13 protein-coding genes and 1 riboswitch are annotated in these 14155 nt (G+C 35.2%); of the genes, 2 read left to right on the plus strand and 11 right to left on the minus strand.

Annotated elements, in window-relative coordinates:
- Positions 1 to 75: 75 nt before the first annotated feature.
- Positions 76 to 705 carry a redox-sensing transcriptional repressor Rex gene (locus CLOST_RS11540; protein WP_013362505.1) on the minus strand — a complete coding sequence of 210 codons (630 nt, stop codon included), beginning with the start codon at positions 703 to 705 and terminating at the stop codon, positions 76 to 78.
- Positions 706 to 1121: 416 nt separating this feature from the next.
- Between CLOST_RS11540 and abc-f the strand changes: the two genes are divergently transcribed.
- On the plus strand, positions 1122 to 3056 hold the full coding sequence (abc-f, locus tag CLOST_RS11545) for a ribosomal protection-like ABC-F family protein (protein WP_013362506.1): 1935 nt from the start codon (positions 1122 to 1124) through the stop codon (positions 3054 to 3056).
- A 4-nt stretch (positions 3057 to 3060) separates the two neighbouring features.
- Here abc-f and tsaD read toward each other — a convergent pair whose 3' ends face one another.
- The 10 genes from tsaD to CLOST_RS11595 form a co-directional block, all read right to left on the minus strand.
- Positions 3061 to 4080 carry a tRNA (adenosine(37)-N6)-threonylcarbamoyltransferase complex transferase subunit TsaD gene (gene tsaD, locus CLOST_RS11550; RefSeq protein ID WP_013362507.1) on the minus strand — a complete coding sequence of 340 codons (1020 nt, stop codon included), beginning with the start codon at positions 4078 to 4080 and terminating at the stop codon, positions 3061 to 3063.
- Complete coding sequence (gene rimI, locus CLOST_RS13980; RefSeq protein ID WP_013362508.1) at positions 4081 to 4542, minus strand: ribosomal protein S18-alanine N-acetyltransferase; 462 nt, start codon at positions 4540 to 4542, stop codon at positions 4081 to 4083.
- On the minus strand, positions 4535 to 5227 hold the full coding sequence (gene tsaB / locus CLOST_RS11560; protein WP_013362509.1) for a tRNA (adenosine(37)-N6)-threonylcarbamoyltransferase complex dimerization subunit type 1 TsaB: 693 nt from the start codon (positions 5225 to 5227) through the stop codon (positions 4535 to 4537). The genes rimI and tsaB overlap by 8 nt, the downstream gene beginning before the upstream one ends.
- Positions 5224 to 5676 (minus strand): tRNA (adenosine(37)-N6)-threonylcarbamoyltransferase complex ATPase subunit type 1 TsaE, encoded by a 453-nt coding sequence (gene tsaE, locus CLOST_RS11565; RefSeq protein WP_013362510.1) that lies wholly within the window; start codon positions 5674 to 5676, stop codon positions 5224 to 5226. The genes tsaB and tsaE overlap by 4 nt, the downstream gene beginning before the upstream one ends.
- Before the next feature lie 320 nt (positions 5677 to 5996).
- Entirely contained in the window at positions 5997 to 6602 is a 606-nt protein-coding gene (locus tag CLOST_RS11570; protein ID WP_013362511.1) for an ECF transporter S component, read from the minus strand.
- A 164-nt stretch (positions 6603 to 6766) separates the two neighbouring features.
- Positions 6767 to 6884, minus strand: a riboswitch (FMN riboswitch).
- 73 nt (positions 6885 to 6957) lie between these two features.
- Positions 6958 to 9111 (minus strand): Tex family protein, encoded by a 2154-nt coding sequence (locus CLOST_RS11575; RefSeq protein WP_013362512.1) that lies wholly within the window; start codon positions 9109 to 9111, stop codon positions 6958 to 6960.
- A 45-nt stretch (positions 9112 to 9156) separates the two neighbouring features.
- Positions 9157 to 9645, minus strand: a complete 489-nt coding sequence (locus CLOST_RS11580) for a flagellar export chaperone FliS (RefSeq protein WP_013362513.1) — start codon at positions 9643 to 9645, stop codon at positions 9157 to 9159.
- 53 nt (positions 9646 to 9698) lie between these two features.
- Positions 9699 to 10565 (minus strand): flagellin N-terminal helical domain-containing protein, encoded by an 867-nt coding sequence (locus CLOST_RS11585; RefSeq protein WP_013362514.1) that lies wholly within the window; start codon positions 10563 to 10565, stop codon positions 9699 to 9701.
- Positions 10566 to 10618: 53 nt separating this feature from the next.
- Positions 10619 to 10906: an EscU/YscU/HrcU family type III secretion system export apparatus switch protein gene (locus CLOST_RS11590; RefSeq protein WP_013362515.1), complete on the minus strand. Its 288-nt coding sequence runs from the start codon at positions 10904 to 10906 to the stop codon at positions 10619 to 10621.
- Positions 10907 to 10908: 2 nt separating this feature from the next.
- Entirely contained in the window at positions 10909 to 13452 is a 2544-nt protein-coding gene (locus CLOST_RS11595; protein WP_013362516.1) for a DUF6240 domain-containing protein, read from the minus strand.
- 198 nt (positions 13453 to 13650) lie between these two features.
- Between CLOST_RS11595 and CLOST_RS11600 the strand changes: the two genes are divergently transcribed.
- Positions 13651 to 14118: a YaaR family protein gene (locus CLOST_RS11600; RefSeq protein WP_013362517.1), complete on the plus strand. Its 468-nt coding sequence runs from the start codon at positions 13651 to 13653 to the stop codon at positions 14116 to 14118.
- Positions 14119 to 14155: the final 37 nt, after the last annotated feature.

Consider the following 14155-nt stretch of genomic DNA (forward strand, 5'->3'; position numbering starts at 1 on the left):
TATAATTATCATTGTATACAATACACAGCATAAAAAAAGGACTCAAATGAGTCCTTTTTTTATTTTAATAGTATGTTACATTAAACCATCGTTCAGCATATATGATAGCACATATAAACTTTCTGATAAATTTACTTCTTCTACCTTGATATTCTCTGGCACAGTGATGTCCATAGGTGCAAAATTCCAAATACCTTTGATGCCGTACTCGATTAATTTGTTGGCAGATTCTTGAGCTTTTTCTTTAGGAGTACAAATCACTGCTATAGTGATGTCTTCCTTCTTAATAAACTCTTCCATTTTTTCTACATCCATTACTTCTAGGTCTTGGATTTTGATTCCTACTAATCTAGGGTTGATGTCAAATAAGGCTTTTACTTTAAAGCCAGATCTTCTAAAGCCACTGTAATTAGCAAGAGCCTGTCCTAAGTTTCCTGCTCCTAAAATTATTGTGTTGTAAGATTTATCAAGTCCCAAAATTTTGCTTAGCTCATTATATAGCTCTTCTACATTGTAGCCGTATCCTTGTTGTCCAAAACCTCCAAAGTTATTAAGATCTTGCCTGATTTGCGAAGCTGTAAACCCTATAATTTCACTAAGCTCCTTAGATGAAATTCTGTACACTTCCTTATCCAAAAGATCAGCCAAATATCTGTGATATTTAGGCAGTCTCCTAATAACAGCCATTGATACTTTTTTAGACATTTATTTTTCCTCCATATCGATATGAACTTTCTGTTATTTTGTTACAATTATAAAGATTTAACATAACTTTGTCAATTTCATTTACTTATGACTCTCAGTGATGACTTCTTACTATATAAACCGGCCATATGATATAATATTGCTTGATACTAGAGTTATTACCCTGTAAAATAGTATCGTTAACGTTAAAACGAAAACTTTTTACAAAATAAATATACTACTTGATAAAACGTACAATAAGACCTTCACTCATTAAGGGGATAATGAGTTTCTGGAACCTGATTGTGTTTACAATAAAAAGTTATTATTTTCAATAATCTGATAACTATTTATAAATATATATTTTATAAAGTGTATAAATATTAGTAGCAATTGATAATATTTTATCACAAATTGAAAGGTTTAGGTTAAATTTTATGATATCTATAGCAATGAATAATATAAAAAAGAGCTTTGGGGTCGATGTCATACTAGAGGATATCTCGTTTACAATAAATGAAGGCGAACGAGTGGCACTAGTAGGGTCAAACGGCACAGGAAAAACCACCCTCTTTAAAATCATAACCAAGGAAGTAGATTATGACTTAGGAGATATTTTTTATGCAAAGGATTTGTCCATTGGATATCTCTCTCAGCATGTGGATATAGAAAACGACAACACTTTAATAGAAGAAGTGCTTACGGTTTTTGAAGAGGTTATGCTTCTAGAAAAGGAAATCAGAGTGCTAGAGCACGACATAGCTGAAGCTGGTTCTTTAGAAGACCACGATAAGCTAGACAGACTTATGAAGCAGTACACAAAGAAAACCGATGAGTTTACAAAAATTAACGGCTATGCATATAATTCAGAAGCAAAAGGCATACTTATCGGCTTAGGCTTTAAAGAAGAGGATTTAAGCAAAAAGGTAAGAATGCTTTCAGGAGGAGAAAAAACTAGAGTAATGCTAGGAAAGCTACTTCTAAAAAAGCCTGATATACTACTGCTTGATGAGCCAACAAACCACCTAGACACCGATTCTGTGCAGTGGCTAGAGGCTTTTCTACGTCAATATAGAGGAACTATCTTCGTGATATCCCATGACAGATATTTCCTAGACCAGCTTACAAATAGAACCTTTGAGCTTTTTAACAAGTCTATTCGAGTATATAATGGCAACTATTCCTATTATGTTTCGCAAAGAGAAATCCAAGCTGAGCTAGATGAAAAAGCCTACGAAGAAAATCTAGCCGAGAGAAAACGCCAACAAGAAGTAATAGACCAGCTAAAGGCTTTTGGAAGAGAAAAACAAGTAAAACGTGCTAGAAGTAGAGAAAAGCTTCTTGATAAAATGGATGTAGTAGAAAAGCCAAACTACATGAAAAAACGAGCTAAGATTACTTTTGAGCCTTCAGTTAAAAGCGGTAAGGATGTATTAAAAGCAAGAGGCTTAAGTAAGTCATACGGAGAAAGATGTCTATTTCAAAACGTGGATTTGGATATATACAGAGGAGAAAAAATTGCACTCATCGGAGCCAATGGAGCTGGAAAATCAACTTTATTTAATATACTTCTTGGAGTAGACAAAAGCTTTGATGGAGATATAGATTTTGGAACCAATGTGTATCCAGTTTATTTTGACCAGGAAAGAGATGATTTACAGCCTGATAAAACTGTGCTTGAAGAAGTGTGGTCTACCTATCCTAACTTTACAGAAACAAAAGTAAGAAATATGCTAGGAGCTTTCCTGTTTACAGGAGACGAGGTATACAAGCTAATAGGAACCTTGAGCGGAGGCGAAAAAGCTAGGATTTCGCTGCTTAAGCTCATGCTTTCAGATTCAAACTTTTTATTTCTAGACGAGCCTACAAACCATCTTGATATAGAATCTAAAGAAGTTCTTGAGGATGCTATCACTAACTATGAAGGAACTGTGTTTGTAATCTCCCACGATAGATATTTTTTAAATAAGGTACCTGATCAAATCCTAGTATTAGAAGACCAGAGCGTAAAAAGCTATCTAGGCAACTACGATTACTATATCGAAAAACGTGCAGCTGAAAAAGCTGCTCTAGAATTTGCTAATCAAAGCGAGGATACTACTACCAAAACTCAGCTTAAAATCCAGCGCAAGAAGGATAAGGAAAAAGAAAAAGAAGAGAAAAAACTAAAAAAACAAATCACAGAAACTGAAGAAGCTATTCATAATACTGAGCTAGAAATCGAAAATCTAAATGAACTGCTTTGCCTTGAGGAAATATATTCAAATCCAGAAAAAGTCAAAGAAGTGACAGAGCAAAAATCAGACAAAGAAAAAATCCTGCATGAGCTTATGAGCACTTGGGAAATGCTACTCGAAGCCCAGCAGGATTAAATATCTATTTGTCGCCTAGCCTAAGTCCTGGCTTTGCGTTTAAATCTAGAGAAGAAGTATAACCATTAACATATTCATAATATCCTGCACTGCCTATCATAGCAGCATTGTCAGTGCAAAGCATAAGAGGTGGATAATAAAAATCTATCTCTTCTTTTTTGCACATAGTTTCTAACCTCTCTCTTAGAGCGCTGTTTGCAGACACTCCTCCAGCTATGGCAGCTTGCTTTAGCCCATGCTCCTTACAAGCACGAATGAGCTTTGCTGATAGCACTTCTATTACAGCTTCTTGAAAGGATGCCGCAACATCAGCTTCATTTATAGGCTCAGCTTTCATTTTCATACCATTTAGATAATTTAGCACTGCTGACTTTAATCCAGAAAAACTAAAATCATAGGAGCCTTCCTCTAGGTAGGTACGTGGAAAGCTAATAGCATGAGGATTTCCTTCTTTTGCAAGCTTGTCTATTAATGGTCCTCCAGGGTAGCCTAGCCCTATTGCCCTTGCTACCTTATCATAGGCCTCTCCAGCCGCATCATCTCTTGTCCTTCCAAGTATTTCATATTTGCCATAATCAGCGACCTTTACAAGATGAGTATGTCCCCCAGATACCACAAGGCAAATAAATGGTGGCTCTAGCTTTTCATGAGCGATGTAATTGGCCGCTATATGCCCCTCTATATGATGGACTCCTACCAGTGGGATGTCTAAGGCATAGGCTAGAGCCTTTGCACTTGCTAGACCCACTAAAAGTGCTCCCACAAGCCCTGGTCCATAGGTTACACTTATGATATCCAAATCTCTAAAGCTAACCCCTGCAGTATCAAGAGCTTCCTTTATCACTGGATTTATATCTTGAACATGGTTACGAGAAGCAACCTCAGGTACTACGCCCCCAAATTTTTTGTGTATATCAATTTGACTCATTATAATATTTGATTTTACTTCTCTGCCATTTTTAAGCACAGCAGCTGAGGTTTCATCACAGCTAGTCTCTATAGCAAGACTCAGTATATCCTTCATTTAACCTAACTCCTTCATAGACTTCCACATGATAATCGCATCTTCCTTGTTATCTTGATAGTATTCCTTACGAATACCTGCTATCTTAAATCCGTATTTGGCATATAAATTCTTGGCAGTTTCATTAGATGCTCTGACTTCCAATGTCATCTCAGCTATATCTATTTCCCTAGCCTTTTCAATCAAAGCCTCTACTATCATATTTCCAAGTTTTTTTCCTCTATACTCAGGATGAACAGCAATATTCGTGATATGGGCTTCATCTAGCACCTTCCAAAGTCCCCCAAAGGCAACTACCTTTGAAATTTCCTCGTCTACTATTACTTTGTAATATGCCAGATTATTTTTTAGCTCATCTACAAAAGCCTTTTTGCTCCAAGTATCTGTAAACGATAAAGTTTCGACTTCATAAACTCCATCTACATTATCCTTATTCATATCGTAAATCTTAAAATCACCCATTGTTTACCTCTTTGCTCATACGCTCTTCAAATTGAATCTCTGCTTGAGATTTTCTTAGGTAGACAGGAACTGCAAAACCAGTCTTTCCAAGTAAATAGTCCCTCTGTGCTAGCTCACATACGCTAGATGCTCTTACATACCTTACTGCTCTTTTTGCTTTTTTTACATTGAGTGGTAGCTCTTCATTTATAAAAACAGCATCTCCTAGTAGTAGCACTTTATCATAGGATTCCAGCTTTTTAATTAGATCTTCCTTTTCAAGTACATCTTCAGCTTCTAAAGCCTTAAGCTCTGAATTTTCAAATCTATATGCATTAAAATAGAACCTATCTCTTTGAGCATCGAAAGTCGATACTATTGTGTAAGCTGTCTCTCCTGCTGTATATGCCATAGACTCTAGACTAGATATCCCAACTACTGGAATATCTAGAGCCATAGCCATAGCATTTGCCGCGGCTACACCTATTCTAATTCCTGTAAATGAGCCAGGCCCCACGCTTACCCCTATAAGGTCTATGTCTGACATCTTAAGCTCTAAATGAGAAAGCAAGCTGTCTAAAAGCGGCATCATCTGCTCAGAATGAGTCAGCTTGTGATTTAAAGTAAACTCACCCTTTAATAAATCATCGTCCATCACCGCAACAGATAAGGACGATGATGAAGTATCTATTCCTAATATCTTCACTCCTCAATCAGCTCCTTTACTAAATCCTCATACCTTGCTCCATGAGGTGTAAGTCTCATGTTTCTGCCCTCTTTTTCCGTATATAGAAGCTCTATATCTAGCCTTTCCTTTGGAAGAATGCTCTCAATTAAATTTGCCCATTCTATGATGCAGACTCCTCCTCTAGCTAGATATTCATCAAAGCCTATGTAATACATTTCCTCTTCATCAGCTATTCTGTACACATCAAAATGAAATAGTGGAAGCTTTCCTTCATATTCCTGAACTATAGTAAAGGTAGGACTGGTTATATAGTCTTCTATCCCCATTCCTCTCGCTATAGATTGAGTCATCATAGTCTTTCCAGCGCCCAAATCTCCAGTTAAAGCTAAAACATCATTGGGCTTTAGAAGCTTTCCTATCTTTTCACCTATATATTTAGTCATTTGCTCATCTATTAAATAAATCATATCTTCTCCTAGTTTTCAAAAATCAAACATATTAAACCTTAACCTTAGTATTATAACAAAAATAGGCAAAAAATAACATCCACTCTCTTTATAATTAATTTTAGTAAGCCAGAATATACTTAAAACCTAGTTTTTATAACCAATTTTTTACACAATAAAAGCTCTTCTTAATTTAGACTATGGAGAGTAGATAACTAGTCTTAATAAAAAGAGCTGTTGGTGCAAATATAAAGTTTAAAAATAATAACCTTGTCTATAGTTTAATCAACTACTAAATCTATTGATTCTGTGATTAATAGCTTTATTAATCCAGTAGCTGCTTATCTTTTCTTTAAAATCGGCGTAACCTTTTTATAAAGTAAGGCAGTAACAACTGATATTACTATACCTTTGAAGATATTAAACGGAATTACTCCGTAAAGCACTAGAGTTAATTTATCGTGGATTGCTGAGTTTACAACTGTTCCTAGGTTGATAATAACATCTATCGGCATGATATTTGAGTAAAAAGGAATGATTAGGAAATAGTTTGAAAGTGCTCCCACCATAGCCATAACTATAGTTCCTGCTATACTTCCGATTATTGCACCTTTTTTACTTCTCATAGCATGGTATATACTGCTTGAAACTAATACAAATGAGCCTCCAACTATAAAGTTAGATATCTCTCCTACTCCGCCTGTGCTGTTATCAAACATAAAGTGTAGAATGTTTTTAATCAGCTGAATCATTATTCCTGCTACTGGACCTAGAGCAAATCCACCAATAACTGATGGGATATCTGCAAAATCAATCTTTAAAAAAGCTGGAAATATAGGTAGTGGTAGATTCATAAACATTAGTATAAAAGACATTACTCCAAGTATAGAAATCTTTACCATGTTAGATGTACTGATAGCTTGCTTTTTTGTTACTGCTTTTTCCATTATAATTCCTCCTAAAAAATATAAGTAAGATATAATTAAGAAGATAAGTCTCTGCCTATACGCAACCACATATTGCAAATAATGTCAGAAACCCTTTTACTATTTAAAATTAAAAAAGCCTGGAAATAAAATTATCTCCAGGCTTACTAATAGCGTAATAAATAGCTTATCTTCTCCCATCCAGACTTTACTGTCGGTCTTGGAATCTCACCAAGTCAACTGCCTATGCAGCTCGCGGACTTTACCGCCGGTCGGGAATTTCACCCTGCCCTGAAGAAATATTAAGTTGTATATTTATAGTATACCTATTTGCTCTATAATTGTCAATGATAATCATTAGTCAAACTTAATCTTATTAAGCTTTTTTCATGGAAAGTGATACCTTGCCTCTTTGTCTATCTATATCAATTACTCTGACCTCAACTACATCTCCTACAGACACAACCTCCATAGGATTTTTCACATATTTGTCAGATAGCTGGGATATGTGAACTAGACCATCGTTTTTGATACCGATATCCACAAAGGCTCCAAAATCTACTACATTACGAACTGTACCTTGAAGTATCATTCCTATTTCTAAATCCTCTAGCTTTAAAATATCAGATCTAAGTATAGGCGCCATTGCTCCCTCATCTCTGATATCACGCCCAGGCTTAGAAAGCTCTTTTACTATATCTCTAAGTGTAGGAAGTCCTATTTCCAGCTCCTGCGCTATATCTCTTAGGCTTAGCTCTTCTACTTTTGAAGTAAACTCAGTTTTTTCTGGATACTGAGCATCCTCTTTAGATATGCCCATCTTTTCAAGTAAGGCATAAGCCGCCTTGTAAGATTCTGGATGCACTCCAGTTCTATCTAGAACCTCGCCAGATTCCTTTACTCTTAAAAAGCCTGCACACTGCTCGTATGCAGCAGGGCCTAATCTTGCAACCTTAAGCAATTGCTTTCTAGTAGAAAACTTTCCATTTTCATCCCTGTATTTTATGATATTTTTAGCTATCGTTTTATTTATACCAGCTACATATGAAAGAATAGCATAAGATGCTGTGTTCAAATCTACGCCTACACGGTTTACACTGTCCTCTACTATTCCAGTAAGCACTTCTGAAAGTCTCTTTTGATTTACATCGTGCTGATACTGGCCTACGCCTATATGCTCTGGGTCTATTTTTACTAGCTCTGATAGAGGGTCTTGCAATCTTCTTGCTATAGATACAGCTCCACGAATTGATACGTTAAGCTCTGGAAGCTCTTCCTCTCCTAGTGCAGATGCTGAGTAAACTGATGCTCCAGCTTCACTTACTATTATAAAGCTTACTTTTCTTGAGCTTTCTTTTACTATATCAGCAACTATAGCTTCAGATTCCCTAGATGCTGTTCCATTACCTATCGCAATTATATCTATATTGTGTTTATCAATTAACTTAAGTATTTCTTTCTTAGTTTCCGCTACTTTATTTTGTGGCACTGTAGGATACACTGTTGTGGTATCTAGAACCTTCCCTGTCTCATCAACTACAGCTATCTTACAGCCAGTACGGTAAGCCGGATCCCAGCCAAGTACAGTTTTTCCATAAAGTGGAGACTGCATAAGAAGGTTTCTAAGATTCTCGCCAAAAACAGCAATAGCTCTCTCTTCTGCCATCTCTGTTATGCTAGTTCTTAGCTCTCTTTCTAGAGAGGGAAGCATCAATCTATTTAAGCTATCCTTTATAGTATCTGCCATGACAGCTTTATGGATATCAGATTTTATGTAAGCTCTTTCTGATACCTCAGTTATCTTTTCTAGAGGATAGTTTAACTTAACTTTTAAGATATCTTCTTTTTCACCACGGTTCACTGCAAGTACTCTGTGGGCTGGCATCTTACTGCATAGCTCAGAGTATTCATGATACATTTTGTATACTAGGAAGTCTTCTTTTTCTTCACTTCCTTTTTTAGCAGATGCTTCAAGTACCGCTTCCTTAAATACTATAGCTCTAAGCTTCTTTTTTAGCTCAAAATCGTCAGCAATAGTCTCAGCAACTATATCCATAGCTCCTGCTATTGCATCATCTATACTAGCTACACCTTTTTCTTCATCTAGGAAACTTTCTGCTTCTTTATATACATCCTTTTGTCCTAGAATCAAAATTTCACTAAGAGGCTCAAGACCTTTTTCCCTAGCAACAGTGGCTCTAGTTCTCTTTTTCTGCTTAAATGGTGCATAAATATCTTCGACTTCTTGAAGAGTAGTTGCTAACTCTAGAGATTTTTGTAGCTCTTCAGTTAGTTTCCCTTGCTCTTCGATTAGTCTTTCTACCTGCTCTTTACGCTCGGTGAGATTCTTTAGATATTTAAGTCTCTCATCAAATTGTCTAAGAACAGTATCAGTCATTTCACCTGTTTGTTCTTTCCTATATCTGGCTATAAAAGGAATCGTCTTTCCTTCGTCTATAAGAGCAAGTGTGTTTTCTACCTGAAAAGGCTTAAGATTAAACTCTTGCTGCAATATTTTAACTATATCCATAACTGGCTCCTTTTGCGACAGATGCTAGATTTGCTCTTAAATTTTTTAGCCCTTTTCCCAATCCTTAGAATCTGAATAGACAGAAACATCGCTCTTTCCATAAGTCATACCCGTATATACAGAGGCTTTTTCAGATTTAGATTGGTTACTTTGCACTTTTTGTGATTCTAATTCCATTAGCTTTAGAGATAGCTCTCTCCAGCCATCTCTAAGAGGAATAATTATCTTTATAGCTTCATCAATCGCAGCTATATTATACCTCATAACTCCGTCTGTCATCAACTTGTTGATATAAAGATAAAGCTGCTTTGTAGTAAGAGACACCTCATCTTCCTCTATTCCAAGCGTTGCCGTAAGATGAGCTAGAATCTCTCTGTTATGGTCTACTTTTTCATTCAATATGTCTTTTTCTTTTAAATTTATAGCTTCTTTTGCATCCTGAAGATTTTCAATAAGTGCTTCATATGCCAAAGCAACCATTTGTTCGCCTGAATAGGTAGCTATTTTTACCGCCAGTTCATCTTTATATGACATTAAAACTTACCTCCAGTTTACTATCACATTTTAATATATCTTAAATTAATTCATTAAGCATTAAGAAGCTTTAACATCATCTGTGGCTGCTGATTCGCTTGAGAAAGCATAGCCGTTCCCGCTTGCTGAAGTATATTGAACTTAGTAAACTCGGACATTTCAAGTGCCATATCAGTATCGAGAATTCTAGAACGAGCTCCAGTCAAGTTCTCAGCAGTGTTATCAAGGTTTGCAATAGTTTTTTCTAATCTGTTTTGGTATGCTCCAAGCTTAGAACGCTGATCAGATATTTTTGAAATTGCGGCCTCTAGCGTAATAATAGCATTATTAGCTGTAGTATTTGAATCAACTTGTATAAGCACTGTAGCTGCAGAAGTTCTTAAATTTAGTTCTTCAGCATTCATTTTATACAAATCTATAGCTACCATCTGATTGGCATTCGCTCCATTTTGAATTAATACTTGCATTCCTGTAAATGGCACAGCCGTTGATGTGATGCTTAGATTTCCATTAAATAAATTAATACCGTTAAACTCAGTATTATTTCCAATTCTATCAATTTCCTGAATAAGCTGATCTATTTCATCTGCAATAGCATCTCTGTCTACATTTTGGTTTGTATCATTTGCAGCCTGTACTGCTAATTCTCTCATTCTTTGAAGCATAGCATGTACCTCATTAAGAGCGCCTTCAGCTGTTTGAATTAAAGAAATTCCATCTAAAGAGTTTCTAGATGCCATTTTAAGGCCTCTAATCTGAGCATTCATTTTTTCAGATATAGCAAGTCCAGCCGCATCATCAGAAGCTCTGTTAATCTTCGTTCCTGAAGAAAGCTTTTCAAGGTTTCTAGCAGAAGCCATACTGCTTCTCTCTAACATTCTATGTGAGTTAAGTGCTGCTATATTTGTATTTATTCTCATTTTAATTTTCCTCCTAAGTTTTAATCACTGGTTTATCTATCGACATTTATAGTCTATTTCTTAACGTTCATATGGTTTAAATTGTCTATTTTTTCTATGAAAGCGAGTACCTTTGCAACTATTTCGTAAAGCTCTACAGGTATTTCATCCCCTATAGCTACTGCCATCAAGGATTCGAGGAGTTCTTCATCAAAATACGTTGCCACTCCGCTTTCCTGAGCTTTTTCTATTATTTTCTCTGCTACATAGCCTTGACCTTTTGCTGATACTATGGGTGCTCGTAGCTCATCCTCATAAGTTACGCTTACAGCTTTTTTTAGTTTCTCTTTATTTGCTTTCATAGCTACACCTTCAAATCCAGTCCTGAAGGAAGCTGCTTAGCAGTTTCTTCTACAAATGATATTTTTGCTGTATCCTCATCACCTGAAAGTTCAACTTTCTTGAGCTCATAACCTATATTTTGCAGAAGATTTTCCAGCGAAGTCATTTCATTTTTTATTGATGAAAGTACATTTTCTCCTGCTGAAATCTTTACAGCTACGCTTTTATGCTCCACTTTCAAATAAAATCCGAGATCTCCAAGTCCTTTAGTGCTTAAATCCATGAGTATGCTCATATCCTCTGGGTCAATTTTATCTTTTTGCTTAGGTGTTTTTACAAAAACATTGGCCTGAGAACCTTCTTGATTCATATAAAATGGAATCTGTAGCATGGATTCTCCTTTTGAGGCTTTGCTGCTTTCTTTTATGTGTTCACTCATCTGTCTTAAATATTTTTCAAAAACCTCTTTATCTTCTTTTTTTAGAGTTTTAACTATTTCTTCAGCTTCTTTCATGTGCTGATAAAACATAGTCATATTCTCTTTAGTAGTTTCTTTCGTAAGATTGTTATTGTTTTCAAGAGTTTTAACTACTGTCTTCATGACCTTGGTCAAATCTCCTAAATCTTTTCTTTCAGCTTCTTCAATAATTTTATCTACTAGCTGGGTAACCATTGATTTTGGTTTTAAATTATCTGCCATGCTCATTACTGAGCGCATACTATTTATGCTAGGGTTTTTTACTATATCTGCACTTAGCTTAGAACTATCAAAACTGCTCATAGTAGAAAGGCTATATTGACTACTTCTATACTCGTACTGCTCGACATAAGCACTCATATTTCTTATATCGCTTCTTAGAGGGTCAATCCCTTCGTTTACCATAGAATAAATATGAACTGCTCTTATATTGACTCTTAGATACTGGTAATGCTTATATGCTTCAGTTTTATTGCTATCTCCTGAAGTTAATGAATTAATATTTGCTGTATCTGTACTTACTTCAAACTCCATAGAAGTCAAGCTTACTTGATAGTTAAAGGCTCTTGGTACTATATTCGCTCCTCTTCCTATATCAAGTAGACTAATATTTGAGGTATATGAACTAATCTGCGCAGTATCTAGAGATTCTACACTTTGAATTATAGCCGCTGCTCTTAGCACTACTGTATCTGCATGAGACAGCACTTTTAGCTCTCTAGCTTGACTAAATAAAAATTCATATCCATCGCTGTTTTTCTTGTCAGAAATTAAATTCACTAGCTTTACGTTTTCGTCTACTATTTTATCCTTTGAAATACTATTTACAGCTTGAATCAGCTTATTGGCTTTTAATATTTCTTCTTGAGTAAACTGGTTTAAGCTTATCAGCTCTAGTTCTTGCTGAAATTCTTTCACCATATCTAGCAAGCTTTTTAAATCCTTGGAGCCTAAATCTAATCCCTGCTTTATAAGGTAAGCAGCCGTATCCTTATCCATGAGTTTTTGAAGCTCTGATAGAATCTCACGTAATTCTTTTATACTCTCTACTGCTTCTTTAGTTATACCTTGATTATTTCTAAGCAAATCCTTAGAAATATCAATATCAGCTTCACTAAGCCCTATATCCTTTATAAATCTCTTTATTTCATTTTCCATATTACTTAAATCATTTTCGCTTAGAGGTCTCACTGAAGATGCACCGTAAGCCACGCTATTTGACGAGGCTGATGCAATTGATGAGCTTTGAATATAGTTTTTAAGCTTGTAAAGCACATCTATACTCACATCTTCATTTAATTTAATCGCATCAATCAAAGTCTTATTGTCAATATCTTTAATATTGTGAAGCTTTGAAAATACATCGTGTATATTATCAATATTCGATTTATTTATCTCAATGCCCATTTTTGACAATGCTCTAATTGAATCTAGAACATCCTTGCCCATATCTACACCATAAATCTCTTTAGCTAGTTTTCTCGCTTCATCATAAGACATATCTTTCGACATATATGCCTTGAAAACTTCAGTTTCTAATGATGTAATATCATTTTTAGATATATCATTCATAGCTGATTCTATTTCCCATACAGACATATTATCTAGGTCGTATCCTGCGCCCTGAAGCTTTGCTATAGCATCTAGAGTAAGATTTGCTCTAAGATTTTCCATAGTTTTTTTCACGGCCACATATCTTTCAATATTTTCTTTGGTTATAGGGATTTCAAATCTTTTTAAGTTTTTTATTGCATCTTTATTTTCGTCAGTTGTTTTTAGTCCCAAATCCTTTAGCTTAGCTTCGTCAGTCACTTCTTCTTCTTTTTCTTCTGTAATTTTATCCTCGCTTACTACTTTTAGAGATTCTATATCTCTTCTTTTAATTTCCAGTAACTGTCCTTTAGAAATTTCTACTTCTTTCTTAAGAACTAAATCCATTACTGTTCCATTTTTATCTTCTATTCTTAAATTCTTTCCATCCTTGGAAATTACTTGGCCCTCAATGACCCTGTTAGATGGCAAGCTCATATATGCTTCACTTATATTTTTTGATGAGATATTGCCCGTTGACGAGTATCCTTGAATCACTAACTATCACCTTCTTTTGTTTTGAATAAATCCACACTATCTTTATCGGAAACTCTTTCAAATCTCTTGATATCAACCTTTGTCCTATGCTAGGCATATTGGACTATTGATTATAAATGGATTAAAGAATATTCTTTAAAGTGCCGATAAATATTTACGAATATGTATGTAAAGTATTTTTAAAACTAGGAGGATACCATGCAAGGAGCTAACGGAGTAGGAATTAAGGGTATACAACAGCTTCCCCTAGCTACTAATATAAAATTAGAAGGTAAGTCAGCCATCAAAGAGGCTTCTAGGTCTGATTTTTTGGAAAAATTCGAGAAGATAAAATCTGAAAATGTAAAAGAAGAGCTTGAAAATATATTTGGAAAAATTACTGAGCAAGCTGATAAGATTGGTGAAAAGATGTATTTAAAGGATATTTTGGAATATAAAAAGCTCGTAAAAGAGTTTCTAAATGTTGCAACCCAAAATTCTCATCAATTCCAAAATCAGAATTTTTTAGATAGAAGAGGTCGTCATAGAAATTACTCTATAGTAAAAACTGTAGATAGAGAGCTCGATACTCTAACTAGAGAATTTATTAATGGTCAGATAGACCATATGGGAGTCCTAAAAAAAATCGACGATATCAGAGGAATGCTATTAGATATTATGATGTAACCATTCTAAACCATATTATTAACTTCATATCTATTTA

Origin of the sequence: Acetoanaerobium sticklandii (genome assembly GCF_000196455.1) — a bacterium.
Classification (GTDB): Bacteria; Bacillota; Clostridia; order Peptostreptococcales; family Filifactoraceae; genus Acetoanaerobium; species Acetoanaerobium sticklandii.